The organism is Blastocatellia bacterium (genome assembly GCA_025054955.1).
Taxonomy (GTDB): Bacteria; Acidobacteriota; Blastocatellia; order HR10; family J050; genus JANWZE01.
This window is the reverse complement of the sequence record JANWZE010000005.1, coordinates 1-26,808: the sequence shown is the minus strand read 5'-3', so window position 1 is coordinate 26,808 and position 26,808 is coordinate 1. Positions and strand designations below refer to the sequence as shown.

At 55.8% G+C, this 26,808-nt stretch carries 23 protein-coding genes; 15 read left to right on the top strand and 8 right to left on the bottom strand.

From position 1 onward, the window contains the following. Positions 1-189 precede the first annotated feature (189 nt). The gene (locus tag NZ823_00265) at positions 190-1,608 is read left to right on the top strand and encodes a hypothetical protein (GenBank protein ID MCS6803564.1); all 1,419 of its coding nucleotides are present in this window, start codon (positions 190-192) and stop codon (positions 1,606-1,608) included. Positions 1,609-1,771: 163 nt separating this feature from the next. Here the strand turns inward: NZ823_00265 and NZ823_00260 are convergent, their stop codons facing one another. From NZ823_00260 to NZ823_00245, 4 genes are all read right to left on the bottom strand, one after another. Further along, positions 1,772-3,412 carry a S41 family peptidase gene (locus NZ823_00260; GenBank protein MCS6803563.1) on the bottom strand — a complete coding sequence of 547 codons (1,641 nt, stop codon included), beginning with the start codon at positions 3,410-3,412 and terminating at the stop codon, positions 1,772-1,774. Position 3,413: 1 nt separating this feature from the next. Continuing rightward, positions 3,414-3,836 carry a ribbon-helix-helix domain-containing protein gene (locus NZ823_00255; protein MCS6803562.1) on the bottom strand — a complete coding sequence of 141 codons (423 nt, stop codon included), beginning with the start codon at positions 3,834-3,836 and terminating at the stop codon, positions 3,414-3,416. A 113-nt stretch (positions 3,837-3,949) separates the two neighbouring features. Beyond that, positions 3,950-4,681: a sugar phosphate nucleotidyltransferase gene (locus NZ823_00250; protein MCS6803561.1), complete on the bottom strand. Its 732-nt coding sequence runs from the start codon at positions 4,679-4,681 to the stop codon at positions 3,950-3,952. Between the two features lie 371 nt (positions 4,682-5,052). Beyond that, positions 5,053-6,657 (bottom strand): LTA synthase family protein, encoded by a 1,605-nt coding sequence (locus tag NZ823_00245; protein MCS6803560.1) that lies wholly within the window; start codon positions 6,655-6,657, stop codon positions 5,053-5,055. 659 nt (positions 6,658-7,316) lie between these two features. Here NZ823_00245 and NZ823_00240 point away from each other — a divergent pair. The 3 genes from NZ823_00240 to NZ823_00230 are packed head-to-tail and all read left to right on the top strand — an operon-like array spanning position 7,317 to position 10,678. Next, entirely contained in the window at positions 7,317-7,556 is a 240-nt protein-coding gene (locus NZ823_00240; GenBank protein MCS6803559.1) for a hypothetical protein, read from the top strand. Continuing rightward, on the top strand, positions 7,534-8,946 hold the full coding sequence (locus NZ823_00235; GenBank protein ID MCS6803558.1) for a class I SAM-dependent methyltransferase: 1,413 nt from the start codon (positions 7,534-7,536) through the stop codon (positions 8,944-8,946). The genes NZ823_00240 and NZ823_00235 overlap by 23 nt, the downstream gene beginning before the upstream one ends. 13 nt (positions 8,947-8,959) lie before the next feature. Beyond that, the gene (locus tag NZ823_00230) at positions 8,960-10,678 is read left to right on the top strand and encodes an LTA synthase family protein (protein MCS6803557.1); all 1,719 of its coding nucleotides are present in this window, start codon (positions 8,960-8,962) and stop codon (positions 10,676-10,678) included. Between the two features lie 33 nt (positions 10,679-10,711). On the opposite strand, the gene NZ823_00225 is transcribed toward NZ823_00230, so the two are convergent. The 4 genes from NZ823_00225 to NZ823_00210 all read right to left on the bottom strand — a co-directional run bounded on the left by NZ823_00225 (position 10,712) and on the right by NZ823_00210 (position 15,740). Continuing rightward, entirely contained in the window at positions 10,712-11,839 is a 1,128-nt protein-coding gene (locus tag NZ823_00225) for a beta-propeller fold lactonase family protein (protein ID MCS6803556.1), read from the bottom strand. Between the two features lie 24 nt (positions 11,840-11,863). Beyond that, positions 11,864-13,537, bottom strand: coding sequence for a hypothetical protein (locus NZ823_00220; protein ID MCS6803555.1), 1,674 nt, complete (start codon positions 13,535-13,537; stop codon positions 11,864-11,866). Positions 13,538-13,570: 33 nt separating this feature from the next. Further along, a complete protein-coding gene (locus NZ823_00215; GenBank protein MCS6803554.1) occupies positions 13,571-14,581 on the bottom strand; it encodes a DUF362 domain-containing protein in 1,011 nt (336 codons plus the stop codon). A 142-nt stretch (positions 14,582-14,723) separates the two neighbouring features. Then, complete coding sequence (locus NZ823_00210) at positions 14,724-15,740, bottom strand: terpene cyclase/mutase family protein (GenBank protein ID MCS6803553.1); 1,017 nt, start codon at positions 15,738-15,740, stop codon at positions 14,724-14,726. Between the two features lie 551 nt (positions 15,741-16,291). On the opposite strand from NZ823_00210, the gene NZ823_00205 reads away from it, so the two are divergent. The 11 genes from NZ823_00205 (at position 16,292) to NZ823_00155 (ending at position 26,769) form a co-directional block, all read left to right on the top strand. Then, complete coding sequence (locus NZ823_00205) at positions 16,292-16,471, top strand: Flp family type IVb pilin (GenBank protein MCS6803552.1); 180 nt, start codon at positions 16,292-16,294, stop codon at positions 16,469-16,471. Between the two features lie 152 nt (positions 16,472-16,623). After that, on the top strand, positions 16,624-17,433 hold the full coding sequence (locus NZ823_00200; GenBank protein MCS6803551.1) for a glycosyltransferase family 2 protein: 810 nt from the start codon (positions 16,624-16,626) through the stop codon (positions 17,431-17,433). Between the two features lie 437 nt (positions 17,434-17,870). Further along, entirely contained in the window at positions 17,871-18,323 is a 453-nt protein-coding gene (locus NZ823_00195) for an A24 family peptidase (protein ID MCS6803550.1), read from the top strand. Positions 18,324-18,357: 34 nt separating this feature from the next. After that, entirely contained in the window at positions 18,358-19,236 is an 879-nt protein-coding gene (cpaB, locus tag NZ823_00190; GenBank protein ID MCS6803549.1) for a Flp pilus assembly protein CpaB, read from the top strand. Between the two features lie 97 nt (positions 19,237-19,333). Next, positions 19,334-20,737 carry a type II and III secretion system protein family protein gene (locus NZ823_00185; GenBank protein MCS6803548.1) on the top strand — a complete coding sequence of 468 codons (1,404 nt, stop codon included), beginning with the start codon at positions 19,334-19,336 and terminating at the stop codon, positions 20,735-20,737. 125 nt (positions 20,738-20,862) lie between these two features. Next, positions 20,863-22,071 (top strand): AAA family ATPase, encoded by a 1,209-nt coding sequence (locus NZ823_00180; protein MCS6803547.1) that lies wholly within the window; start codon positions 20,863-20,865, stop codon positions 22,069-22,071. Positions 22,072-22,152: 81 nt separating this feature from the next. Continuing rightward, complete coding sequence (locus NZ823_00175) at positions 22,153-23,523, top strand: CpaF family protein (protein MCS6803546.1); 1,371 nt, start codon at positions 22,153-22,155, stop codon at positions 23,521-23,523. 46 nt (positions 23,524-23,569) lie between these two features. Then, complete coding sequence (locus NZ823_00170; GenBank protein ID MCS6803545.1) at positions 23,570-23,998, top strand: hypothetical protein; 429 nt, start codon at positions 23,570-23,572, stop codon at positions 23,996-23,998. Between the two features lie 103 nt (positions 23,999-24,101). Further along, positions 24,102-25,064, top strand: a complete 963-nt coding sequence (locus NZ823_00165) for a type II secretion system F family protein (GenBank protein MCS6803544.1) — start codon at positions 24,102-24,104, stop codon at positions 25,062-25,064. 109 nt (positions 25,065-25,173) lie between these two features. Further along, positions 25,174-26,133: a type II secretion system F family protein gene (locus tag NZ823_00160; protein MCS6803543.1), complete on the top strand. Its 960-nt coding sequence runs from the start codon at positions 25,174-25,176 to the stop codon at positions 26,131-26,133. Between the two features lie 117 nt (positions 26,134-26,250). Continuing rightward, positions 26,251-26,769, top strand: coding sequence for a DUF192 domain-containing protein (locus NZ823_00155; protein MCS6803542.1), 519 nt, complete (start codon positions 26,251-26,253; stop codon positions 26,767-26,769). The last annotated feature ends 39 nt before the right edge of the window (positions 26,770-26,808 follow it).

Genomic DNA, 26,808 nt, shown 5'->3' with positions numbered 1-26,808 from the left:
GCGGATGATCGTGGTGGGCCGAGCGCCATATCAAACAATCCGTGATTCGTGATCCGTGATTCAACTTGTGGTCCACGGACCACGGTCCACGTAGAGAGCGGCCAGCTTGGGCTTTCAGGCAAAGGAGTCAATGCGCTCATGCGTTGACCGAGCTGGTTGTGTCAGAGGTCAAAAACAAGGAGGAGCGTTATGTCAGTACGTTTGGTGTCTCAATGCGCTGACCATTTCTTGGGGTTAATTGAAGCCTGTGTGCGAAAGGCCGTGGTGGTGATGCTGGTCGCCCTGATCCTGCTGGTTGGCAATGGCGGTTCGTGGCTCACACAGGCGGCGCCGCTGAGCAGTCCGCCGGCTCAGCATACTGTTGTCAAGCAGGTTTCTATTGATGAGGATGGTGTGATCGCTTACATCAAGAGCGATGGCATCTACACGTTTGGCCGGGCGGGCGGGATTCTTCGTCAAGTTGCTCTGGGCAGCAATGCGCCTCGGAGTGGAGGACGGTTTGCGCAGTTTGTAGACCTAGATAGTGCGACTGTCACGACAACGTTACTCGGGAAGGAGCTGCAAATCGTTTTCCGTGCGTTGATCGAAGGCGGGTCAGTGGGTGAGGGAATTTTCCTCTTTTCGGAGACGCGCGGCATTGCCGCGATTGCCTTACCTGGCGACATCGCGCCCAACACGGGAGGCGGCGCGTTCAGTGGATTTCCCGGCCAAGTGCTCATCAGCCGCAATGGCACGGTCATGTTCAAGGCCACGGTGACGGGTGGAACAGCATCCGAGGGATTGTTCTTTGCGCCTCGTGGATTTTTGCTGGGTGAAGCCAACATTGATGCAGTGGCCGTTCAAGGTGAAGGCGCGCCGGAGACGGGAGCCGGGGCTTATGCCAGCTTCGGCGCCTATGATCTGGTTGAGGATGTGATCACTCCGTTCCCCATCCCTGGACTGAGGCTGGATCGGTTTGCTTATATTGCCAACGTGGAGGGCGGTCGCGTTGAGCAGGGCGTGTTTCTCAGCACGTTTATTGTCGCAGGGCTTTTCCCGTTGCGGCTGGAGCTGATCACCAGCGCGGTGGCGCTTGTGGGCGGCAACGCTGGTGGGTTGAGAGGAAATACATACACCAGCTTTGAGGACGTGGTGTTGACCAAGAGTGAAGTCGTTTTCCGCGCCGGATTGACGGGCGGCACGGCAGCAGAAGGCATCTTCCAGACAGCCTTGCTCGCTGGAGGATTTATTGAGTTGGCGACGCCCAAAGTTCTCGCCGGCACTCAAGCGCCGGTTGTTGGCGCGCGGGTCAACTATGTCCGATTTGGACGCATGGTGGGCAACGACGCCGAGCAATTGATTTATGTCGCCGAATTAGCCGGCAGTGGACCTTCGCAAGCGCTCTTCATGGTGACGCTAGGCCCGTTAACATTGGCCTCGGAGACAGTTTCGGTCGGAGATCGAATCCCGCGTGAGCAAGGAGCCAGTTACAAGGCCATCGGCCCGATTGCGCTGAACGACGACGGTTTCATTGTTTTTCAGGCTGACGTCGAAGGCGGTCGTTGTAAAGAAGGCGTCTTCCGCTCGCTTGCTCGGCAAGATCGAATGATTGACTGCATTCCCCGGTGATCAGGCGGGAGCCGCGCTGCAGCGAACAACACTTTGTGCCGCCGTGTGCCCTGGGGTATTCGATGATCAAGCAGGAGCTGCGCCACGGCAGATGACATGGAGTGGGACGCGGTGATCAGCGGCAGTTGAGCAAACGATGCTTGTCGGTGCTGGTTCGACAAACTTATTTAGCTGTGGCGCGGTTCGCTCGTGTTCTATACGTGTTGGCTAGTTCAGCAGCCTTCGGCATCACCTCGATGGCTTTCAGTAATTGAATGTCCGTGTCGTTCAACGCTTGCGCTGCTGTTTCTAGTCCGTAAGCAGCCGTGACCACCTCATATCGGATAAATGTGCGGATGAACTCCTTGTTGGATTCGATCAAGCCTGGTGAAAGGCGGAACTCATCCTTTCGAGACGTGGCAAACTTGGTGAACGCTTGAAGCACCTGATCGGAAATCCGGTACTCTTTCTCTCCCAACGTGTGATCAAGTGTCAAGCTACTGACGCGATAAGATTCAAGCCCCGGTATCAAGCCGGCCACTAGCTCGCGCGTGAAGGCGAAGATGGCGCCTTGCAGCCGGCTTTGTGCTTCTGTTAGTTGGGTGGCAGGGACAGCGACATCCGGCGTGATGCCTCCTTCGCCATAGACAGTGCGGCCAGCGTCAGTGCGGAATGCCGGGCCGGTCGGAACTGTAGAAGAGCCGTTCGGGCCATCGCTCCGGTTCTTGAAATAGTAGTCGTAGAAAGAGAGGTTGGTGTACGCGCGTTGAATGGAGCGTCCGCTGGGGGTGAGATACTTGGCTGTTGTCAGCGTGAGGCCAGCGCCGAACGACAGCGGCAAAACAGTTTGAACAAGCGCTTTGCCAAACGTCGGTTCACCCACGACCATCCCGCGGTCATGTTCCTGGATGGCTGCTGTGACGATTTCGGCGGCTGAGGCCGTGCCGCCGTTGACAATGACCACTAAAGGCAGCAGCAACGGGTTGGGATTTTGTGACTCATAGCGTTTGGTTGATTCACGTTTGTTGGATCGGCTCTTTTGGGTCAGGATGAGCTGGCCTTTGAACAAAAACTTTTCTGCCATTTTCACTGCCTGATCCAGCAGTCCGCCGGGGTTACTGCGCATGTCAATGATGAGAGCCTTGAGGCCACCGCTTTCCAATCGCTTCAGAGCTTTGTTCATTTCTTCATCGGTTGTCGTATTGAAGCCGCGCAGTTGAAAGTTGATGTAACCGATTCCTGGGCGGACGAAGTAAGCGCCACTGATGCTGGGCAATGGCACAGCATCGCGGGTGAGCTTGAAGGTACGAGGTGTCGCTTCGCCGGCGCGTTGTACCCGGACTTCGACCGGCGTGCCGCGTGGGCCACGCAGTCGGCTGGAGACTTGTGTTGAGGACCACGTCTCGGTGGATTCTCCGTCAATGGCCACGATCTGATCGCCGTACCGCAGCCCGGCGCGGTAGGCCGGTGTGTCAGCAAACGGCGCCAGGATGAAGACCTTGCCGTTACGGGCGCCAATCGTGGCGCCGATGCCGAAGTACTGGCTGGTTTGCTCGATGCGGAATCGGGTGAATTCTCGGCGATCATAGTAGCTGGAGTGCGGATCAAGCGTATGCAGCATGCCGAGAATGGCCATTTTCGTGATCTCTTCGTAGTTGATCGAATCGGCGTAATAGGTCTCGACCAAAGAGACGGCTTCAGCAAAATCCGCGGCGATGGTCAGTTCGTCCACTGCTTTCGTGCGGCCGGTCACAGAGAACGCCGTGGCGCAGGCCAAGCTTGCAATCAACAATCCGACGATGCTTATTCTGGTGATCCGATTCATCTCACTGCTCCCCACGTTGCTGGCGAATAATGTTTTTCAACTCCTCGCGCAATTTTTCAATCTCTTGAACCTTCGATTCAATTTGTTCAAACAGAGCTGACTGGGCTTTGATACCTTCGCTAATCAGAAAGGCGACGCTCTCTGAGCGATTCTGAAAGACGCCCGATTCAACCAACTGATCAATGCGCCGCAATGTTTCATCGTTGACGCGCACCATCAACGGCACGTCGCGACCTGACAAGGCGCGTTCGACTACCTTGGAAATCGAGTCAGGGATTTTGGCAGCAAATTCTTTGACCGATGCTGCCAGCTCTTCGAGCGCGTCAGCAGATGGTCGCGATGATTCAGCCGGTTTGGTAACGTCCAATGACTGCTGGGGCGTATCATCACTAGATTTCTCTTCGATGGTGATGTCTGATTCCATGATGGTCTCCTCTCAGCCTCGTGTGAATATGAACATTGCAGGTGGAAGTTTACCATCACAGGGAAGGAGGCGGAAAGGTGATAGCCAATAAAAAACAGGCTGACTCTGGATTTTCATCGCGCCGCCGATCGGCATGCTTGGGCCACGAGGTTGTTGGCTAGGAGCAGGCTCTCGAATGTGCCGGCATCGGTCCACCAACCGTCCAGGATGTCATACGTCATCAGGCCTCGCTCGATGTAGACGTTATTGACATCGGTGATCTCCAGTTCGCCGCGCTGGCTCGGCTTCAGTTGTTTGATGATGTCGAACACATCGGAATCGTACATGTAGATGCCTGTGACGGCGTAGGGCGAGGCGGGCACGGCTGGTTTCTCTTCGATACGAACAATGCGGCCGTTCTCGATCTGTGGGACGCCGAATCGTTGGGGGTCGGGCACTTCTTTCAGAAGGATTTTGGCTCCGGCGCCCTGCTCGAGGAACCGTTGAACATACGGGGCGATGGACTTTTCGATGACGTTATCGCCCAACATGACACACACGAGATGGCCGTCAGCGAAATGGGCAGCCAGACCGAGCGCTTCAGCGATGCCGCCTTCACCTTGCTGGTAAGCGTAGTTCAGATGTTGCAGTCCGAACTCTTTGCCGTTGCCCAGCAGGCGCAAGAAATCGCCTGCGTTATTGCCGCCGGTCACGATCATGATGTCACGAATGCCGGCATCCACGAGCGTTTGCAGCGGGTAATAAATCATCGGTTTGTTGTAAACCGGCAGCAGGTGCTTGTTGGTCACCAGCGTGCAAGGATGCAATCGTGTCCCTAGCCCGCCGGCCAAGATGACGCCTTTGATCGTTTTGCTCATGTGGAAAGCGAAATAGCCAGTTATTGAGTGGCGGTTTTATCATAGGTTTGAGGTTGAACGCAAGATGAATTGGCGCGATGCAGTGGAAACACTTACACAGCGGCAGCGCCAGGTTAATGCCAATTGCGGAGTGCCGATTTCTGTCAACCGTAGCCCTCTTCGAGGGAAATCCCAAGCACGAAATCCCAAATCCGAAACGTTTGGGATTTCGATATTCGGATTTCGGGTTTCCCTCGAAGAGGGCTTGGGATTTTGGATTTCCCCGCAGGGGTTGCGGATCACGGATTTCAGAGTGACAAACAGCGAGGGGACTGAACGTGGCGTCTTCAAAGGTGAGGCGCTTTCAAAGGCGGTTGCTGTCAGTCAACTTCTTTGGTGACGTTGAAGAACTTGTAGATGTGCCGCGCGTCCACAAACGCATAGCTCTCATCAGGCAGCAGCTCGAACTTCGTCTGGAAATAGATGTTGAAGATGAGCCGAAATGAGTTAACCGGTGTAATGGATGGATACAATGCGGATGAGTCAACACCGGGCAAATGGTAGGCGTTCAGAATGCGCATTTTCTGGTTCCACTCAGCGCGTGTGAGCGTCCGCCAGTCGAATGTCGGGGATTGGTACTCTTCTTGTGGCCGGTTCAATGGAAATGGTCCCTCGTCGGCTTGTACAACAATGATCGGCGGCCTGGCTGAACGTGTCAGGATGTGATCAATTGCCTCGATCGCTTTGCGATTGGTGAAGACCAATTGGTTGACATAGAGCTCCCGGCGACTTTTGCTGCGCGCATCCTCCGGTGTGACGAAGCGGCCGTCCTGGTCGAACACGTACGGATCGTGGGGTAGCAGAAAATGGGCAAACACAAATTTCGGTTGCGACATCGCCGGGATGTTGGCAAGTTGGTCAAACTTGTAAAGGACGCGCTTCCATTGTTCGCGGTTCTTATCGCAGATGCCGAATTTCAATCCGAGCGGATAGAGCAGGGTAGTTTGATAGAGAATCTGGGAAAATTCCGGTAGGCTGTAGAGGTTGATGTTGCGGTCGGCGTGCTTATTGTGGCGCGTCGGTTGCCACCAGCTTCCCAGGTGAATGAACTGGTAGCCTCGCGCCTTGAGGAAGCGCCACACGGTGTAATCCTGCAACATGGCGTAGAGCGGCTTCATATCGTCAGAGTTTTCTCCGACGGTTTGGCTCAGGTCGGTGATGTGCCTCATGTTGAGCGAGCAGGGAAGTGATTGCGCTGTGTTCAGGTAATTGGCGCGGCTTTGGCTGGCGACATAAAAACCCCGTTGCACCAGGCCGTTTAGGAATTGGCTATTGTCGAATCCATAAAACTCTTTGAGCGTGTCGGCGCGCGCGTAGCGGTCGAAGACGATGTAGTAGATGTCGGGGAGAGCGTCCGAGCTTGAGGCGGAGCCGGTTGAGGAGAACGCGGGCCGATCAACAAGTTCGCTGGTGAGCTCTGGCTGCTGCGCCGTGGCGGGGCGCAAGTCGGCGGCAACGATGTTCAGCAGCGGCATCATCACGAGCGCGATGGCCGTCACGTTGAGGATACGGGTGAAAGGCTCAAGCGATCGGCGCGCGCGCACCGCGGCCAGTAGCGCCACGATAGCCGGAATGACCAACAAAAGATAGCCCGGCGTGATCGTCAGAGCGCCGATCCGCCATTGAATGGCTTGCACCAGATGCCCGTAGCTAAACACAAGAGCGAGGAAGATAGAGACAACAATGCCCGCTCGGTGAGAATCTCGCAGCGTTCGTTGGGTGATTGCCAGAAGCGCCGCGGCAAAGACGAACGAGACGACCATTGGCCAAAGGATTTCGCCAAGGAATGTCTGGCCGGTATTGTGGGCAAAGAGGGCCAGCGTCGGGAAGATGGCGAACAAGAATGGATGAATCACGCGGGTCGGCTTCGCCGCTCGATTGTCTTGGTGATGATGGTCTAGATGTGAGTTGCGCGGTTGTTCCATATATCCAAGCCTCACCATAACCCTCTTCGAGGGAAATCCGAAACCCCAAATCCGAAACCCGAAACGTTTAGGATTTCGGACTGGCGTGCTCGGGATTTCCCTGCTGGCGCGTTGGGAGATGAGCAACCGGCGTGCCGAAGCCCCTGCGACCCCTGCGGGGAAATCCGAAGCACGAAACCCCAAGCCCCTGCGGGGAAATCCGAAATTCGAAGCACGAACTCCGAAACGTTTCGAATTTCGGATTTCGTGCTTGGAATTTCCCTTCGAAGAGGGCTTCGGGTTTCGATATTCGGATTTGGGATTTCCCTCGAAGAGGGCTTCGGATTTCGCTCGAAGAGAGTTTTCGGATTTCGATATTCGGATTTGGGATTTCCCTCGAAGAGGGCCTTCGGATTTCGATATTCGGATTTGGGGTTTCCCTCGAAGAGGGTGAGTGGGTCAAGGTTGAAAAGAGCTGTTTCATCCAGGTGAATCATGTTTTTCACAATTGAACAGGTTGGTCACTCCTCGGCTTGGGCTGTGCCGCTGGAGCCGAGCATAGGAGCCAATCCCTCATGAGATAACCCAACCTACGAGCGACGGGATCTGCGGGCTGGTAGCGGCACGCCGGTTGCAAGATTTGCGACGGTATTGACCAATACAGTCGTGAGGTGACAGGTATGAAAAGTTGGCATCATGCAATGAGGATGTTGTTGCTCATCGCCCTGTGTGGCCTGATATGGGCGCCTGAGGCCCATGCTTATGTTGATCCTGGAAGCGGAAGTTTCATTTTGCAATTCATCATTGCCGCCCTCTTGGGCGCGGGCCTGACGCTGAAGATGTACTGGCAGCGTGGCCGGCAGTTCCTCTCCAGTTTGATTTCCAAGCGACAACCCGATGATGATAACGTCAACCGTTAACGGACGGGTGGGGGGATCGTTTCGTGATCCCAGCGGATTTGTCTTTTGGCGCGACGGCGTGCTCTACCGGCAGATCAGCCTGCTCGGTCGCGACTCCTATGATCGGCTGATGAGCAGCGGCCTGTATGATCGTCTGGTGGCTGAGGCGTTGCTCATTCCTCATGAGGAGGTACGCGCCCAGACCAACAGGTCGGTCGCCGCTTACAAAGTGATTCGTCCGGAACCCATCCCCTTCATCTCGTACCCCTACGAGTGGTGTTTCAGTCAATTGAAAGACGCAGCGCTCAGCACCTTGCGGATACAGAAAATGGCGCTGGCCTTCGACATGTCATTGAAGGATTGTAGCGCCTATAACATTCAATTCTGGCGGGGCAAGCCGGTGTTCATTGACACACTCTCATTCGAGCCATACCGCGAAGGTCGTCCGTGGGTGGCGTACCGGCAGTTTTGCCAGCATTTTCTCGCGCCGCTGGCGTTGATGCAACACACCGATATTCGACTGAGCCAATTGCTTCGCGTCAACATAGACGGCGTGCCGTTGGACCTGGCAAGCCGGTTGTTGCCGTGGCGAACCGTGTGCCGATTCGCTTTGCTGTCGCACATTCATCTGCATGCCAAGAGTCAACGACATTACGCGAACAAAGCAGTCAACATCGAGCGAGCCAGGATGACCCGCCGGGCGTTTGAGGGCTTGATTGCTCATCTGGAAGCCACCGTCGGCGCGATGAGGTGGCAGCCGCGGGGAACCGAGTGGGCTGAGTATTACGAGAACACAAACTACTCATCCGAGGCGATGCAGCACAAGCATCAGCTCGTTTCTGAATTTCTAGCCGAGGCTGACCCGTGGATGGTCTGGGACCTGGGCGCCAATGATGGACGATTCAGTCGGTTGGCCAGCGACCGCGGGATTCAGACCATTGCTTTCGATATAGACCCGGCAGCAGTCGAAAAGAATTATCAGCGCAGCCGACAAGCCGAGCCACATCTGTTGCCGTTGGTGTTGGATTTGACCAATCCGAGTCCCAGCTTGGGATGGGCGCATCAGGAGCGTATGTCGTTATTGGAGCGCGGTCCGGTGGATTTGGTCATGGCGTTGGCCCTGATTCATCATTTGGCGATCTCCAATAACGTACCGCTTGACCACCTGGCGCGCTTTTTCAGCCGTGTGGGTCAATGGCTGATCATTGAGTTTGTGCCTAAGAGCGACTCGCAGGTGCGGCGCTTGCTCGCGACGCGCCAGGACGTTTTCCCAACTTATACGCAGGTGATGTTTGAGCAGGCGTTTCAGCATTACTTCACGATTCGTCGGTCGGTCCAGATTGAGGGTTCCGAACGAACCTTGTATCTGATGCGCAGGCGAGATCGGGTTGAGCATCTGGTTGAGTGTTGAATCGAGCATCCACATGACCGCTCAAAAGTCCAAGGGGTCGCCGGTGGTTCATCCGTTTTTGCTGGCATTCTTCCCGGTGCTCTCGTTGTATTCGAGCAACCTAGGGCGCGTCGGTCTGGATCAACTGTTGCTGCCGATGTTAGTGGCCGGCGGGTTTGTGTTCCTGCTGGAGCGAAGCTTCCGATGGTTGATGAACGAACGGCACAAGGCGGGCCTGTGGGCGTCGGTCGTCTGGATCATGATTATCGCCTATGGCCCGACGTTTGATCTGGCGCAAGTGTTGTGGTCGGTCAGTCCGTTGCTCAACGTCACATTTCGCTACATGGCGATATGGGTGATCCCGTTTATCGGCGTCGCGTGGTGGATCACACGCACGAAAGCACGCGCTGAGCAGTTCACCTCACTGTTTAATCTGGTGGCCGGCGCTCTTGTACTGATGCCGCTGCTGAGCATCATCAGTTATAGCGTGACGGCGCGCGCGGCTCGTCCGGCTGCTGAAGGGAAGGGCATCAGCGCGTGGGCTAAGGTGGAACCCGAATTAACCATTTCGCGCTTGCCGGCAGAGCAACAATCAACCTCATCGGCCAGGACGCCTGCTGATCAACCTGCACTGCCCGATGTCTACTACATCATTCTGGATCGCTACGCCAGCGCCGATGTGTTGCGCGAGGCATACGGGTTTGACAATCGTCCGTTTTTATCGTGGCTGGAGCAGCGCGGGTTTTATGTCGTTGCGCAGGCTCGATCGAATTATCCCAAGACAGCTCACTCGCTGGCCTCCTCGTTGAATATGATGTTTCTAGATGATGTTCGCGAGCAATACGGCGACCAATCCAATGATTGGACGCCGCTCTATCAGCGAGTGCGCGATTACAAGCTGTGGCGCTTTTTCAAAGCAAAGGGCTATCAGTTCATTCACGTAGGAAGCTGGTGGCATCCGACAAGCGAGAATCCACACGCTGATGTCAATATCAACCTCTATTCGCTCCCGGAATTTTCGCGCGTCTTGTATCAAATGACGCTCTTCTATCCGTTCAGTGTCAAGACAGGTGTGCTCGATGAACGATCTGAGCAGTGGCGACGGACGCGCTATCAATTCGCGCGCCTTGCTGACGTGCCAGCTATCAAACAACCCACGTTTGTGTTTGCTCATTTTTTAGTGCCTCATCCTCCTTATGTTTTTGCTCGCGATGGTCGCTTTCTCTCATTAAGCGAAGTGGCTGCGCGGACGCGCACGCAAAATTACACAGAACAACTAGCCTATACCAATCACCTGCTGCAGCAACTGGTGGATCAACTTCTGTCACGTTCAGAGACACCGCCGATCATCATCCTGCAAGCCGACGAAGGTCCCTTTCCACTGCGATATGAGCGTCAAGAAGCGACATTCGATTGGACCAAAGCGACTGATGAGGAACTGCGAGAAAAGATGGGCATTCTCAATGCGTATTATCTGCCCGACGTAGACGCCACGGGGAAAAATCCGAAACCCCAAATCCGAAATCCGAAGCGTTTCGGATTTCGTGCTCCGGATTTCGGATTTCCCACGAACAGGGCTAACGCGCTTTATCCTGAGATCACGCCGGTCAACTCATTCCGCGTGGTGCTCAGTGCCTACTTTGGTGCGACATTACCTCAGTTGCCAGACCGGAGCTACGCCTTCGTAGATCATCAGCATCTCTACAAGTTTTTCGACGTGACCGCCCGGCTGCGCTCGTCGGCTCAGAGGTGACCGTGGCTCCTAGCTCGTGGGCCGTAAGTTGAATTACGGATCACGAGTGCCGGTGACGGCGATGCCGGTGGGACGCGCGCTGGCATGACCGAGGTCGAAAGGCGATGAAGCAATTTCAACGAATGTGCGTCGGTCAACCTGTAGCACACGAATTTTGCGAATGGTCGGATCGGTGGTGAACGCCAGTGTTCCTCGCGTATTGAAGCAAATCGGCTGAGGACGAGTCACCGCGATGGAATACGGTGAGCCTTCGGCGTCTCTCAAGCTGCCGTTGGCATTGATGCGAAACAGGTAGACGCCGGCTTGTCCGACCGATGTGGTGGTGAGCAAGTCGCCGGCTGGATTGACCGCCAGTCCCAGGAGGCGTCCCATACCGGCGTCAAGGAACGGAGCCCCGGCCAGCGGGCTGAGCTGATCATTAGAAAAACGGAATGCCCCGATGCCCTCAGCGTCTTGGCCAACAGCGTACACGAAGCGATTGTTGGGCGTGATCGCTATAGCCTGCACACTAAGCTCTGTGTCAATCAAGTCGCCGAGTCGTTCCACCTGACCTTCGGCACTGACGCTATAGACGCCGAGCTTTTTGAATCCGCCGATGAACAATCGTGTGCCTGTTGAATCTATAGCCAAGCCGGATGAAAACGTCATCGGCCGCAAGCTGACCGGCGAGCCGGCCGCGCGCGTCAGTTGCCCACCCGACGAGACGCGAAAGACGCTGAGCACGTTGTTGAGAAAGTGGACAATGAACAACAGCTCGCCATTGGGCGCAACAGCAAGAGCCACCGGATGCTGACCGCCGGTTGGGAAGGGCGAACCCGGAACGAGCGTCAACGCGCCGTTAGATTGGATGGTGAACACACTGACAGAATCGCTCGTCGGGTTGAGCGCAAATAGGAAATTGCCTTTGACTGCGATTGTAGCGTTGGAGTAACCGTCGAGCCGATTAGCTCGCTTTCCGTCGTTGGTGGCAAACGGTGAGCCGGGAACCGGCGCCAATGACCCATCAGGATTGACCCGAAACGCTGAGACTGTGTTGGGAAATGTCTCGTTATTGACGTAGACGAATTGCGCTTGCGCGCTGCCGTGCGCGACGGCCAGACAAATGGCCGCGGCGATGACTCGACTTATCCAAGTGAGCGCGCGACAGAAGATGGTTGTCATAGTCTTGCTCCTAACCGAGAGATGTTATTGGAACCACACCGGTGGTGGCTCCTGAGGCTGTTGCAATTGACCCGTTCGATGGCGGCGTAGGATGTGGGCGTGATCCTCATCAGCCCGCACGAACAAGATGGCTTGGCCGTCATCGTAGATGGCCGTCCAGCGCCGATCTGCGCGCACACGCGGCAGGATCGGAGTGCTCGCGGGCATCAACAGAAAATCGCTCGCGCGACTGAGCGGCGCCTCCACGTCAGCCTGCTCCAGGTTGTAGAACCGCTGATGCTCGCCGACCAGTTCAAGCGGAAACAACGTCACATGGCGGTTGTCACTGGAGACGAGCACGTCCGGGTACAACTCCCACGTCAGGTAGCTGCCCCACCACGGCGGCGTATAAACGCGCCCCTGAAGCCTGTTGACGCGCATGAAAGCGACAGCGCCCATTGGGTGTTCTGCGCCGAGCGAATCAACCGTCAAGCGAATGCGTGGCCAAGGGTCCGCGACGGTGATGATGGCGCCGAAAATTGCCGGCATACTCATGACACAGGTGGCTAGCAGCAATCCCACATTCATCGCGCTCCGGGCAGGTCTGGCGTTCCACGCGGCTTGGGCTAACAACGCTAACACCGGCGCGATCCAAAGCGTCGCTAGCGGAATGTGACGCTCCGAGGCAAACGCCATCACGCTCAGCGGCAGGCAGCTTAATAGCCAGTGCCACGGGCGGAGCCCGGCAATCGTTGCTACGCGGCGTTGCGCCAAGCCCCACGCCGCTATGAGCAGCGCGGCCAGCAGCATGAAACAGGCGCCTGACCAACCCGGCGCGGTCAGATCAATCGGCTGCCATTCTCGAATGAAGCGGCGGTTATATGGGTTTGTCAATTCGGTCAACAGGTAAGGCCATATTCGCCAGCCTGACGGCGTCAGCAAACTGGCTGCCACGCAGGCTGCCAACAGAACGGCGAGCGGCCGTGTATCACGCCAGATGGCTCGCAGATTCCAACGGTGGTAGTGATAACTTTGCAGGAGGCACAAAGCCAGCACAAGGCCGACGGCGCCGATGCCGGCTATGAATCCTCCATGCAGGTTTGCCCAGAGCGCCAGCAGGGGAGGTAAGACCCACAGGTGCGTTTTCTGACTGAACGTATGACGCAGCAGAATCAGCAGAAAGATCGCGAAAAATAAGAAGGTGAAAATTTGCGGGCGAAACAGAAAAAAGCGACTCACCAAGCTCGCTGTCAACATCAGAATCGGCGCCCACAACGGCGCATCATCGCTGCCCAGTCTGATGGTGCGATACAGCACGTAGACGGTCACGCCTCCAACGACGCACTTAAGAAGAATCAAACCCACAACTCCGGCCTGAGCATAACTGAGCCAGAGCAGTATCTGCGACAGGTATTCATGGGTGTGCCAAGTGAGCCCGGCTGAGGTGAAGGCAAATGGATCGGCAACGCGCACGCTGCCCTTCTCCCAAAACAAGCGGCCGTAGCGCAGATGACCCCACAGATCAGGATCAGCGATGCGCATCGTGTAGACCGATAGGATGGCTATGAGGGCAGCGACGATCGCTAGCAATCGTTGAACTGCCAGATCGTGAACAGCCGTGTGACGATGCGGCATCAAAGCCGCGCGCGCCTCGGTCATGCTCAGCATGCCGACCGGTCGAGCCGGCGGGTGATAGTCTATCGGAAGTTTCACGCTCATAGGCAGCCGCTCGGGTGAAGCCGCCGCTGATGGCTACAGGCCCTTGATGGAGGCCATCAGCGGCGGTGGTTGCTTGAGAATGGCCAAGTAATCCACCACGCTGAAATCTTGGCGAACAGCGGCAATCGGTTCGCCACATTGTTCAATGCGACTTTCGTGAACCGTGCCGCCATGCTGCGTGATCATTTGCATGTAGGGCACGTGTTCGGGGTAGAGTCCCATGACGCGAGCGCCGGTCGCGTCCACAGCAGCTAGGTTGTCTCCCATGATGAGGACGCCGGCGTGCACCGTCTCGCCAAACAGCGGGCCATCGCCTTCCATCCCTTCAATGCCGTCAATAATGGCGAATCCAGGTTGCACTGTCAGGTTGATGTCAACAACGCTCTCGTGAATGCCGCGCCAATGCAGCAGGTTCTTCGGCCAACCGTATTTGACGCCCGGAACGACGCCGAACATATTCTTGAGCGAGAGCGTGAAGCCAGCCCAGTGATGAGTTTTCAGCTTCGGCATAGAGACCACGAGGTCGGCACCGAGAATTGTAGCGGGCAGAAACAGCCGCCCCAATTTGGTGTAATTGACCGAGAGCGGGACAGGGTGGATCGAATCGTGATTGAGATCAACGAACGGCGCTTTCTCGTGTATGAGAACTTCATCCAACCCGGTTTGTTCCAGCAGCGCTTCGGTGTCGCGCCGGTGACCAGGTCCTTCGGCCACGATGACCTGACCGGCGCCGGCGGCGCGGAAGGCGTCAATCGCCGCTGCGACCACCAGTGGATTCGTGTTGACGCGATGCGCTTCATAATACTCGACCATGTTTGGTTTCAGGACAACACGTCCACCTTTCACACGCTGCAGCACATGGGGATAGTGTTGCAAGCCACGACGGATCAGATCGCTCAAATCATCCGTGTAGGAAGTTGCTTTCAGAATAGTGACGCGGGCTGGTGGTTGACGCCGCCGGTTCTGCCACGCAAGCCCCAACCCGCCGAGCGCCACCCCGCCCGTCGCCGCAGCCACTGTGCCGAGGAAGCCTCGGCGTGTCAGAGCCCCTCTTTGCCCTCCTCGATGGAAATCCCGAACCCCTGCGGGGAAATCCGAAGCACGAAATTCGAAATCCCAAACGTTTCGGATTTCGGATTTGGGATTTCGGATTTCCCTCGAAGAGGGTTCTGCGGTTTTGTTGTTCTTACAGTTTGAAAGCATTGAATCCTCCTGTGGCGCACTGAAGCGCCAATGTGGCCAATGCTGTGAGATGGACTGATTGCCGCCAGCTTCCGTCGGCGCTTTGTCGCTGTGCCAGCCGGTTGACAAACTCCTGCATGGGCCAGTTGAAGATATGGAAGCAATGAATGCTCAATGCCAGTGAGAGCGTTGAGGGATGCTGGCTGACTTCGCGTTGCAGAAACGCTAGCGCCTGCTCGACACGTTGGCGCGCCGACGGAGCATCTTGTAGCGCCAGCACGGCCATGGCCGTCGGCACAGGGAAGGGCATTAGCCCTCGTCCCAAGACAATTCGATTGCCATAGTTCCACCCGCCTGCTTCACACGCTCGATCCAGTAGCAGCTCTTCAGCCTCACGGACACGCCAGTGCGTTCGGTAACCGGCCAGCTTCAGGGCCAACACGGCATAACTGGTTGGTTCGACCCAACTGAATGTATCGCTGATCCACGGCCAGCCGCGCAGTTGACCGTTCAATGTCACGACCTCACGTGGTGGCGATGTGTTGCCATACCAGGAAAGCAGCCACTGGACGCTCTGCTGGTGCAACAGCCCCTGCGCCCCTGCGGGGAAATCCGAAGCACGAAATCCCAAGTCCGAAACGTTTTGGATTTCGGATTTGGGATTTCGGATTTCCCTCGAAGAGGGCTTCAGATTTCCCTCGAAGAGGGTTCTGGGCGCTGATTGAAGACGTAGCGCCGTCACCACAAACAACGCTGTGCTCCAATGTGGTTCGTTATCTCCGAGCAGTGTCAAGGCTCCATCCGCGTTGCGTCTGGCCAGCAACCAACCCATGCCCCTGCCAAGCCTCTGTTGCAGCAGCGTTGGCTTGTGCATGCGTTCGTGGTTGGTCGCCATCAGGGCCAGTAAGCTGTAGCAGGTGGGTTCGGGCGAAGGTTGCCCATTCATCCGATACGGCCAGCCGCCATCTGGCTGCTGTGCCTGAAGCAGAAACGTTCGCGCTGCGTCAATACGTTGTCTCATGGTCAACACCAGGTTAACTGAAGGATGCAACTGCTATGCCGTACCCCTATAGGGAAATCCGAAATCCCAAATCCGAAATTCGAAAACCATCTTCGAGGGAAATCCGAAATCCGAAGCACGAAATCCGAAACGTTTCGGATTTGGGATTTCGTGCTTCGGATTTCCCTCGAAGAGGGCTTGGGATTTCGGATTTCCCCGCAGGGAGTTTCTAAGACTCATTCATGAATGAAATAGAGCATTCACGCGCTGAATCAGCTATTTCATAGCTGAGACGAGCGGGTTGCAAGCAATGCCTCGAAAGGTAGACCGGTAGAGGCAAAATAAGTTATTGGTGGGACGTTAATTATCAGCCAATTTCCTATCTGCGCGCTGCGTGGCGAGCGTTGCGGCACAACAGTTGCTCACAGCAACGGTGGAAAGTCATGAGGTGATTCGTAGTAGGGAAGTGGTTAATGCGGCAAGCGACAGCGATCATTCGATAGCGCGAGTCACATGCAGATCCCGTGAATCACTCGCGACCTTCCAACCAAAGAACCAAATTTGGAGGGACTATGTTGAACATCGTTACAAAGTTGTACAACTTCATCACGGATGATGAGGGACAGGGTCTAGCCGAGTATGCATTGATCCTGGTTCTGGTTAGCATCGTCGCTGTGGGTGCGTTGACGGCGTTGGGTGGACAGATCACGACCGTGTTCTCCACCATCACCACAAACCTGCAGGGTAGCTAAGAGCTAACTAAAACTGAGATAGTGCCATCGGCGGGCTCAACCCGGTGCATGTGGCCTCTCTCCTCCTGTACCTTGATTTCGGGCTGTTATCCGTTCGCTGCGGATCACAGCCCATATTTTTTCATGCTTTGCCTGGCGTTGCTCGGTAGCGTATGACAGCGCCTATTTCAGTATCGGTGATCATCCCCGCTTATAACGAGTCAGCGCGCCTCGGCAGCGGGCTTGATCAGGTTCTGAACTATTTGAGTCAGCAGACGTGGGCGAGCGAGATCATTGTCGTAGACGATGGCTCAACAGATGGGACGGCTGAGCTGGTCCGGCAATTTGCCCGACAGCGGTGTGACGGTTCTGTGCCGCTGACGCTGCTGTCGCATGGCAAGAATGCCGGCAAGGGAGCCAGCGTGAGGACCGGCGTTTTGCATGCGCGCGGCTCTATTGTGGCATTCACCGATGCTGATCTTTCGGCGCCGATCAGCGAGCTGCCGAAGCTGATTGGCCCGATTGAGAAAGGCGTTTGCGATGTGGTCATTGGTTCGCGTGCCTTGAATCGGCGATTGATTGGGCAGCGCCAGTCGCGCGGGCGTGAGTGGGCAGGTCGCTTGTTCAATTGGTTCATGCGGCTGGTGATCGGATTGACCTTCAAAGATACGCAATGTGGTTTCAAAGCATTTCGACGTGATGCCATCTTGCCCATTTTCGGGCAGCAGCAAATACATGGCTTCGGCTTTGATGTCGAGGTGCTATTCATGGCCAAACGACTCGGATTGCGGACGGTTGAGATGCCGGTGGTCTGGAATCACGTTGAAGGAAGTCGCGTGCGGATGGTTCGTGATTCGTTGAAGATGGCTGCCGAGCTGCTCAAGATTCGCTGGTATGACCTCATGGGCGTCTATGATCGCCTGATCTCAACGAGTGAGACATGGGTGATTGATTCGTTGACGAGTGAGCCAATGTCGCGATGAATCGCTATCCTCGCTCCTCTCTTCTGTGCGAAAGATTATCCCCCGTTTCCCAGTTGAAATAGCTGCTTCAACGCGCTGAAAACCCGGTTTCAAGCCTGAAAAGAATTGGCCCAGACCATCGCGCTTGCTCGGCAAGCGTGAGGTAGTTAACTACTATCGTCTTCATTGGTTATGCATTGGCTCGCCATCTGCGGCGCGACCACTGGAGCGGGCTGGTACGCGGATTGCTAACTGATCAGTGGAAAAGGCAGCCAAACATTATTGGCGGTTGAGTCGGTTTAGAAATTAAAGAGTGCATGAGGAATTTGGTGGGAAGTGACCAGTGGTGTGTGGTGTCGTCAAATGCAGTGGGTCTCTGGTGGATTCGGGCTTGGACGGCTGCCCGCACGAGCCACAACATGGTCATTCATAGGATCGTTCATGCAGGGATGAGAGTTATGACGATACCCGTTGTGGTCTTAGTTGCAGCAGCCGTGATTGCTGGGTACACCGATCTTCGGACACGGCGCATCCCCAACTGGTTGACTGGTGCAGTGGCACTGTTTGGACTCTCCCATCATTTCGTCAAAAGCGGCGGGCACGGGCTGTGGATCAGCTTAGGCGGTGTTGCATTGGGCGCTGGGTTGATCTTGTTGCCGATGTTGATCCCGTATGCGAAGGGCGGCATCGGGGGTGGCGACGTCAAGTTCATTGCCGCTGTCGGCAGCATTGTCGGCGCTGCTGGCGTGTTTGTGGTGTTTATCGTGGCGGCTGGCGTAGGAGCGATTCAATGTTTGATCGCTTTGTGGCGTCAGGCCGCCACCGGAGATCGTCCCGTGACGGTTCCATACGGTGTTGCGTTATCCGTCGGGACATTAGTGGTGACGGTTGGCTCGCTGCTGAGCAGATAGCCGGCCTCAGGAGTATATCAAGGAGAGACTGATTATGAACAAAAAGGCACTCGTCGTGCTAGGGCTCGCGCTGGTCTTCGGCGGGTTCACGGCCTATATGGTCAATCGCGTGATAAAGAGTGGCAGCAACAGGTTCACTGGCGAAATGGTCAAGGTGGTTGTGGCTGTCAACCCGATCAGCTTAGGGCAACGCATTACGCCGGAGATGGTCAAGCTGGAAGACCGGCTCAAAAGCAGTTTGCCGGAAGGCACGATCACGGATTTAGGCAAAGTCGTCAACCGCGTCTCACTGGCTGAAGTAGCCATTGGTGAAGCGATTCTGGTGTCACGTTTGGCGGCCGAAGGGTCAGGCCCCGGCGTGCAGGCGTTGATCCCCGAAGGCATGCGAGCCATGTCCGTCAAAGTTGACGAGGTGATCGGCGTCTCCGGTTTCATTGCGCCGGGCAGTCTTGTTGATGTGGTGGCCACGGTGATGGATAATGGCATGAACCAATCCACCTCGCGGATCATCTTGCAAGGCGTCAAAGTCTTGGCCAGTGGCAAACAGGTCGAAAGCGGTCGGGACGGCGGGCCTATAGAAGTTCGGACCGTTTCTTTATTGGTGACGCCGGAGCAAGCCGAAGCGCTGGCCCTGGCCAGCACGGCCGGCAAGCTGCAACTGGTCATGCGTAACTCAACCGATAACGAACAAGTGCAAACGGCTGGGATCACCACGCCAAAGCTGTTCGGCAGCGGCGCCTTCCCGCAGATGGCTCCGCCGCCGCGGCCTGTCTCTAATGAGCTGATTGAAGACCCGCAGCCAAAGCCGGTCAAGAAGGTGGAGCCAGCTCAAGTGGAGATACCCAAACCAAAAGGTCCAACGGTGGAAGTGATCCAAGGGAGTAAACGTGAGGCGATCTCGTTTGAAAGATAAAGCCCTCTTCGAGGGAAACAGCCCTCTTCGAGGGAAATCCGAAATCCCAAACGTTTTCGGATTTCGCGCTTGGGATTTCTCCGCAGGAGTGATGCGTATGTGGAAATCATCTGGATTCTTCAGTACCAAATGCCTTCTCTCGATGCTGGTAACGCTGAGCGTGATCGGCAGTGCGAGCCTACGACCACAGTCGGCAGAGGCTGACGCAGCCACGCTCTTTGTCAGCTTTGCCAAGTCTCGTGGTCGCGCGATCAATCTCAATGTGTATGTGAATCAATCGGTCACCGTTCAGTTCGATCAGACGCTGTCCCGCGTCTCGTTTGCTGAGCCGAAGGTTGCCGAGGCAGTGGTGGCCTCAACCCATCAGGTGGTGATCAACGGCAAGGGAATCGGCACGACCAGTGTTGTGGTGTGGAGTAACAATGCGCCGGATACCGAGGAGCCTGTGACGCTGACGGTTCGCGTTCAATCGGATATTCGACCCATTGTTGCGCAACTGAGCAATTTGTATCCGGACGAGCAGATCAAGGTCGAGCAAGTCGGTGATCGCATTGTATTGTCGGGCGTGGTCAGTTCGCCGAAGATCATTGAGTCGGCGATGCCGTTGTTTGAAGCCTCCGGGCTGAAGCCGGTCAATTTGACACAGGTGGCCATCAGCGGCCAGCCGGCGCAGATTCTGTTGCAGGTTCGTGTGGCTGAGGTGAACAAGCGAGCGTTGCGTGAGCTGGGCGCGTCCTATGGTTTCTTTGACCCGCGGTTTCCCGGTTACTTGGGTACCAATCAATTTCACTCGCCCAGTGGCATTTTGCCATCCGGTTTTCCATTCCTGGGATTGTCGGATGCAGTCAATCTGGGCATTTTCAATCCGGCTGCCAATGTCGGCTCAATCATCCGCGCCTTACAGCAGCGCAATGCGTTTCGTTCGCTGGCCGAGCCCAACATCATCGCCGTCAACGGCGAGAAGGCCAGCTTCCTGGCCGGCGGCGAGTTTCCTTATCCGGTGGTGACGCCGACACCCAATGGCATCTCTGTGGCCATTCAATTTCGTGAATTTGGCGTGCGATTGGGCTTCACACCTTCCATCGTGGATGGCAATCGCATTCGCCTGCAGCTTGCTCCGGAAGTCAGTCAACTCGATTTTGTCAATGCGCTTCAACTGGAGGGCTTTCGCATCCCCGCGCTAATCGTGCGCAAGGCTGCGACGACGATCGAATTGGCTGATGGCCAGAGCTTCGCGCTGGCCGGTTTGCTCTCCAACGACCTGACCAAGATTGATTCCAAAGTGCCCATGCTGGGCGACATTCCGATCATTGGCTCGTTGTTTAAGAGTTCGTCTTATCTCAAAAACGAGACGGAGTTGGTCTTTTTGTGCACCCCACGATTGGTCAAGCCGCTGGAGCCGACGGAGGTTCCGCCGTTGCCCGGCGTCGAGTCCCGACCGTCGCAGGGGCTGGAAGGTTCGTTTGGTCATCAGATTCCGGCGGCCACGCCGAAGCGATGAGAAACAAGAAAGCAAAAACCTATGCGCCAACACGTCAACGAGAACGGAAAAAGGAGACAGCCTCGGGCGCGGCGAGGATGGCCTTTTTCCGTTGACGTGCTCACATAGGATTTGAGGGAGGGAACATGCTGACATCACCCATATCGTTCGTCATCATGGGGAAGGACCCCCAGGAACGCGCCCAAGCCCGTGTGCAACTGCTTTCGACAGGCAAGGTGCACGTGGTCGCTGAGAGCTCTGAACTGGCTCGTGGCGCGGAGCTAGTCGAAGAGTTTCACCCGCAAAGCGCACTGATCATCATTAACGGAGACAGCGATCAAGCCTTGGATTTGGTCCGGCAAATCAGCGAGGAGCATCCTTCGACAGCCGTTATCTGCACAGGCGGGAATATCCCTTCGTCCGTGATCGTCAAATCGTACCGTTCAGGCGCAACCGATTTTCTGCCACAGCCATTGAAGCTGGAAGAGATCGAGGAAGTACTGACCAAAATAGACGCCATGCGTAGCCGCAGTGAGTCGGAGGTGCTCACCGGGCGGGTCTTTGCGATTTACAGCAGCCGTGGCGGCACCGGTGTGACGACGATGGCCGTCAACCTGGCGTCGCAGATGGCGCGGCTGACGCGGGAAAATACCGTGTTGGTGGACCTCAATTTGCAGTACGGCGCGATGCCGCTCTTTTTTGGGCTAGACCCGGAATACACCATCGCCGACGTTGTGCGCAACCAGGATCGCTTGGATGCGCAATTGCTCAAGAGCTTTCTCATGCGGACCGGCGATAACCTCTATTGTTTGCCGGCTCCGTTGCGCGTAGAAGAGGCTGACGACGTTCAGCCGGCTCACGTTCAACGGATTGTGACCATGCTCCGGAGTCAGTTCACGTACGTTGTCGTTGACTGTCAGCACACATTGGATGTCAACACGGTCACGGTGCTCGATCTGGCCGATACGATCCTGTTGGTGTCGCTCGTTGACGTGCCATCCGTCTATTGCACCAAGCGCGTGCTGGACGTATTCCGCAAAATGGGGTTTCCAGAAGAGAAGATCAAGGTTGTGGTCAACTGCTATGACAAGCGCGACGGTGTGCCGATTGAAAAAGTGCAGGAGGTCTTTGGGATGAAGATCGAAACGGTGTTAGCCGAGGATCACCGCTCGGTCTTGTCGTCCATCAATATGGGGCATCCGCTCGTCGTCTCGCAGCCGAAGTCGCCGCTGGTGAAGCAGTTTTCTGATCTCGCTGGTCAGTTTACCGGGCGGAGCCGTGAGGCTGCCCATGCCAAACCCAAGAAATGGGGCTTTAATCTGTTCGGCGGCGTGCTGGGGAACCCCAATGAGTAAATCCGAAGCACGAAATTCGAAATCCCAAACGTTTCGGATTTGGGATTTCGGATTTCCCTCGAAGAGGGTTAGTGAGGGATTATGAGCGGTTCGTTGAAAGAGCGACTTCAGGGGAACGTCAAACGACCGGTGTTTTCGTCAGGCGCAGGCGGCGCGGCAACCGGTGGTGATGGCGGTCGCCATGTCAATCGCGATGATTATCAAAGTTTGAAGTCGCATATTCACCGCAATTTGATTTCGCGCCTGGACCTGACGCGCCTGGACAAAATTCAACCGGCGGTGCTCAAGGATGAAATCACCCGCATCGCCGAGGACATGATCTTACAGGAAGGGATTCCGCTCAGCGTGGTCGAGCGCGAGCGGCTGGTAGGCGAAGTGCGCGACGAGCTGTTCGGATTAGGCCCGCTGGAGCCCCTGCTGAACGACCCGACGATCTCCGATATTTTGGTGAATGGTCACAAACAGGTCTTTGTTGAGCGACGCGGCAAATTGGAGAAGACCGATGTCATTTTCAAAGATGACGAGCACTTGTTACAAATCATTGATCGAATCGTGTCACGGGTTGGGCGCCGCATTGACGAATCTTCGCCGATGGTGGACGCGCGGTTGCCCGATGGCTCACGTGTGAACGCCATTATTCCGCCGCTGGCCATTGATGGGCCGGCGCTTTCGATTCGACGCTTTGGCACCATCAAGATTGCCATGGACGAGCTAATCCGCTATGGCACGCTCACGCCAGGCATCGCATTTGTCCTGGAGGGGTGCGTGCGAGCGCGACTGAATATCTTGATTTCGGGGGGCACGGGCGCCGGTAAAACGACGCTGCTGAATGTACTCTCATCCTACATCCCCTCAGATGAGCGAATCATCACCATCGAAGACTCAGCCGAGTTGCAACTGCAACAAGAGCACGTCGTTCGACTGGAGACCCGCCCCCCGAATATTGAAGGCCGCGGCGAAGTGAGCGCCCGTGATTTGGTGCGCAACTGTTTGCGTATGCGCCCGGATCGCATCGTGGTCGGTGAGTGCCGCAGTGATGAGGCGATTGATATGTTGCAGGCGATGAATACCGGTCACGATGGCAGCTTGACCACGATCCACGCCAACTCGCCGCGCGACGCTTTGGCCCGACTGGAGACGATGATCAGCATGGGTGGACTGAATCTATCGGATAAAGCCATGCGTCAGCAAATTGCCTCAGCCATTCACTTGATCGTGCAGGCCGGTCGCCTCAGCGATGGCAGCCGCAAGGTCACTCATGTGACCGAAATCACCGGCATGGAAGGAGAGACGGTGACAATGCAAGACATCTTCGTTTTCGAGCGAACTGGCGTTGACGCCAACGGGCGCGTCATGGGTACGCATAAGCCGACGGGGATTCGGCCCAAGTTTGCCGAGCGATTGCGCCGCTATGGCTACAATTTGAACAGCTCGATTTTTGAGCCGAGATGAAAACAGTGACGAAGAACAACAGTTCAAAGAGGAAGGATACAAGGCAATGACGAACGGATCGCAGAACAAAAGCAATGGAACAATGAAACTCCACAGTCTTTATTTTCTACTTCATGGTGACTTGGACCAAGCCAAGAAGGACCTGCGGGAGTTTGACGGGAACTTCGGCACCGAGTCAGAAATCAAACTCTACGAGTCGTTCATCCTGAAAAACCAGAAGGCCTTTTCTCAGTCCATCAACGCTCGACTCTCGCCACAAGCCGCTACGGGCACAGGGTTGGGCGCTAAGGAAGTGTGCGACATTCTCAAAGGGTTTTCGGATAACGACCGCATCGTTGTCAGCAAGTACGTCGTGACGTTGGAGCTGGGTGAGAAGCCCAAGATCATCGAAGTCGAAACGAGTCCCGAAGAGAAGGTCGCCTACCTGCGCGAGCTGGTTCAACGGGAATTAGGCATCAGCGGAGATATGCTGTGATCCCTCTTCGAGGAAAATCCACCAGTCCCAAATCCGAAATCCAAAACGTTTGGGACTTCGGGTTTCGTGCTTCGGATTTGCCCGCAGGGGTTATGGAGGCATCATGATTGCATTACTGGTGTTCATTACTTTCGTCTTATTCGCCATCGGCATCTACATGTTCTTTTATAAAGAGCAGCAGGAGATGGCCGAAAAGGTGGATGAACGATTGGAGAGCCTGTTGCGCTCGGAGGTCGGTCAAAAAAGCGAAGAATTACAAATTCTGCGCGAAGACATCGCCTCGCAACTATCGAGCTTCAATCGGTTCGTTCTCAAATCGAGTCTGGGCAACCGGCTCTATCAGTTAATCGAGCAGGCTGATGTCAACATGCGGCCGATGCAGGTGATCCTTCTGTGTATTGTATTGTCGGCGTTCACAGGGATCTTCCTCTGGTATATTCGCGGTTCGGCACTGGTTGCGTTCGTCATCGGCGCCATCGCCTCGACCGTGCCGATATTGTATCTGCTTCAGATGCGCAAGAAGCGGCTGGCCTTGTTTCTTGAGCAGTTGCCCGATGCGCTCGATCTGGTCACGCGCGCCTTGCGCGCTGGGCATGCCTTCACCAGCGCCCTGCAAACCGTTGCGACAGAGATGCCAGACCCCATTGCGAAGGAATTTCGTCGAACGTCGGAAGAGACCAATCTGGGCATGAGCTTGAAAGCTTCGCTGGAGCATTTAACCGAGCGAATTCCTATACTGGATTTGAAACTCGCTGTGACCGCCATCTTGATTCAGCGCGAGACGGGCGGCAACCTGGCCGAGATTCTAGAGAACATCGCTGACGTCATTCGTGAACGATTCAAGATCTTGGGTCAAGTGCGTGTCTACACAGCGCAAGGGCGATTGACGGGCTGGGTGATCGGGTTGATTCCGTTTGGGCTGATGGTCTACATCTACATTGTCAATCCTGACTACATCAGCGTGCTGTTTACGCATCCCATGGGCAAGATGATGCTGATCGCCGGCCTGATTAGTGAGGCGTTAGGCGTGTTGGTCATCCGCAAGATCGTCAGGATTAAAGTTTAGTGGCAAAGCCCCTTCGAGGGAAATCCGAAACACGAAATCCGAAATCGCAAACGTTTCGGATTTTGGATTTGGGGTTTCGGATTTCCCTCGAAGAGGGTTGGGAGGAACTATGGTTTACTTGATTACATTGGCAGCATTCCTCGCCGCGGCATTGCTGGTTCTTGCCGTCTTCTCGATCGTTTCAGCGCAGACGCGCCAGGTCGTCTTCGAGCGATTGTCACGCATCCGCGCGTACGGTCCGGACAAAGCGAGCGACCTGCGCCAGCCGGAAACTCAATTCCGCGACCCGATTGACATTCTGGTGGTCCATGTCTTGCAGCCGTTAGGACGGTTGTTAGGTCAGAAAGCCTCGCCAGCGGAAAACACGCTACGGCGCAGAATGATCATGGCCGGCTACTACCAAGAGAATGCCGCCATCACGTTTACCGGCGTCCGTTTCTTTTTGGCATTAGCCCTGCCGCTGTTTGCTGCGCTGGCCATGAGCTTGATGGATATGTCGGTGCTTCGTTCCGGTCCATTTTTGCCCTTGCTGGCCATCATCGGGCTAGTCGGCCCTCAGTTTCTGCTGAGCGCAAAAATCAAGAGTCGTCAGTTGGCGATTCGCAACGGGCTGGCCGATGCCTTGGATTTGATGGTCTCCTGTGTGGAAGCCGGCTTGAGCTTGAATGCCGCGTTGGCGCGCGTGGCCTCGGAATTGAGCAATGTGCATAAGGATTTGGCGCGCGAGTTTGAGCTGACCGGATTGGAGATGCGCACTGGCAAAACGCGCGAAGACGCATTGCGCAATCTCGGGCTTCGCTCAGGCGTCAAGGATTTGAAATCGTTCACGGCGATGCTCATTCAAACGGACAAGTTCGGCACCAGTATTGCGCGCGCCTTGCGCGTCTTTTCCGATACGCTGCGAACGAAGCGGCGACAACGGGCTGAGGAAGCCGCCGCGCAAACCACCATTAAACTGGTCTTCCCGCTGGTCTTCTTCATCTTTCCCACGATCTTGATTGTGTTGCTGGGGCCCGGCGTGATCCAGGTCATGGAGGTCTTGCAGCCAACCTTGTCGGGCGGGCGATAACGATAGCCCTCTTCGAGGGAAATCCGCCAGTCCGTGGACCGTGGCTCGTGGCTCGCAAGTTCAATCACGGATCACGAATCACGGATCACGGATTTCCCCGCAGAGGCCGCAGGGGCGATGAGCGTGACTCTGGGAGCGTACAATCAGACAAAAGGCTGTTGGCTGGCCATGCAATTGGAGCTGGCTCATACGTTCTTCGCGCGCATGCGCGGCCTGCTGGGGCGGTCTGGTCTATCAGCGTCGCGAGGATTGTGGATCAAGCCGTGCAATAGCATTCACATGTTCGGCATGCGATTCCCCATTGATGTTGTGTTTTTGGACCGGCAAGGCCGGGTCGTCAAGGTTGTTGAGCATCTGCGGCCGGGCCGACTTGTGCTTCCAGTGAAATCGGCCGAAAGCGTCATTGAGCTGCCTGTTGGCGCCATTGCTGATACGCAGACGACGGTCGGCGATCAGATTTCCATTGTTCAGTCATTGTCTGTGGACCTTGGACTATGGTCCGTGGATCGTAGCCCTCTTGGAGGGAAATCCGAAGCCCTCTTGGAGGGAAATCCCAAGCATGAAATCGTTAATCCGAAGCGTTTAGAATTTCGGATTTGGGATTTCGGATTTCCCCGCAGGGGTTCAGGAGGTTAATCATGAAGAGAGAACGAGTGTTCTTGGTGGTGTTCATGC

Bases quoted from the DNA above. Each gene is read 5' to 3' on its own strand.
- NZ823_00265 (MCS6803564.1), top strand. From the start codon at position 190: ATGTCAGTACGTTTGGTGTCTCAATGCGCTGACCATTTCTTGGGGTTA.
- NZ823_00260 (MCS6803563.1), bottom strand. From the start codon at position 3,412: ATGAATCGGATCACCAGAATAAGCATCGTCGGATTGTTGATTGCAAGC.
- NZ823_00255 (MCS6803562.1), bottom strand. From the start codon at position 3,836: ATGGAATCAGACATCACCATCGAAGAGAAATCTAGTGATGATACGCCC.
- NZ823_00245 (MCS6803560.1), bottom strand. From the start codon at position 6,657: ATGGAACAACCGCGCAACTCACATCTAGACCATCATCACCAAGACAAT.
- NZ823_00240 (MCS6803559.1), top strand. From the start codon at position 7,317: ATGAAAAGTTGGCATCATGCAATGAGGATGTTGTTGCTCATCGCCCTG.
- NZ823_00235 (MCS6803558.1), top strand. From the start codon at position 7,534: ATGATGATAACGTCAACCGTTAACGGACGGGTGGGGGGATCGTTTCGT.
- NZ823_00230 (MCS6803557.1), top strand. From the start codon at position 8,960: ATGACCGCTCAAAAGTCCAAGGGGTCGCCGGTGGTTCATCCGTTTTTG.
- NZ823_00225 (MCS6803556.1), bottom strand. From the start codon at position 11,839: ATGACAACCATCTTCTGTCGCGCGCTCACTTGGATAAGTCGAGTCATC.
- NZ823_00220 (MCS6803555.1), bottom strand. From the start codon at position 13,537: ATGAGCGTGAAACTTCCGATAGACTATCACCCGCCGGCTCGACCGGTC.
- NZ823_00210 (MCS6803553.1), bottom strand. From the start codon at position 15,740: ATGAGACAACGTATTGACGCAGCGCGAACGTTTCTGCTTCAGGCACAG.
- NZ823_00205 (MCS6803552.1), top strand. From the start codon at position 16,292: ATGTTGAACATCGTTACAAAGTTGTACAACTTCATCACGGATGATGAG.
- NZ823_00200 (MCS6803551.1), top strand. From the start codon at position 16,624: ATGACAGCGCCTATTTCAGTATCGGTGATCATCCCCGCTTATAACGAG.
- NZ823_00195 (MCS6803550.1), top strand. From the start codon at position 17,871: ATGACGATACCCGTTGTGGTCTTAGTTGCAGCAGCCGTGATTGCTGGG.
- cpaB (MCS6803549.1), top strand. From the start codon at position 18,358: ATGAACAAAAAGGCACTCGTCGTGCTAGGGCTCGCGCTGGTCTTCGGC.
- NZ823_00185 (MCS6803548.1), top strand. From the start codon at position 19,334: ATGTGGAAATCATCTGGATTCTTCAGTACCAAATGCCTTCTCTCGATG.
- NZ823_00180 (MCS6803547.1), top strand. From the start codon at position 20,863: ATGCTGACATCACCCATATCGTTCGTCATCATGGGGAAGGACCCCCAG.
- NZ823_00175 (MCS6803546.1), top strand. From the start codon at position 22,153: ATGAGCGGTTCGTTGAAAGAGCGACTTCAGGGGAACGTCAAACGACCG.
- NZ823_00170 (MCS6803545.1), top strand. From the start codon at position 23,570: ATGACGAACGGATCGCAGAACAAAAGCAATGGAACAATGAAACTCCAC.
- NZ823_00165 (MCS6803544.1), top strand. From the start codon at position 24,102: ATGATTGCATTACTGGTGTTCATTACTTTCGTCTTATTCGCCATCGGC.
- NZ823_00160 (MCS6803543.1), top strand. From the start codon at position 25,174: ATGGTTTACTTGATTACATTGGCAGCATTCCTCGCCGCGGCATTGCTG.
- NZ823_00155 (MCS6803542.1), top strand. From the start codon at position 26,251: ATGAGCGTGACTCTGGGAGCGTACAATCAGACAAAAGGCTGTTGGCTG.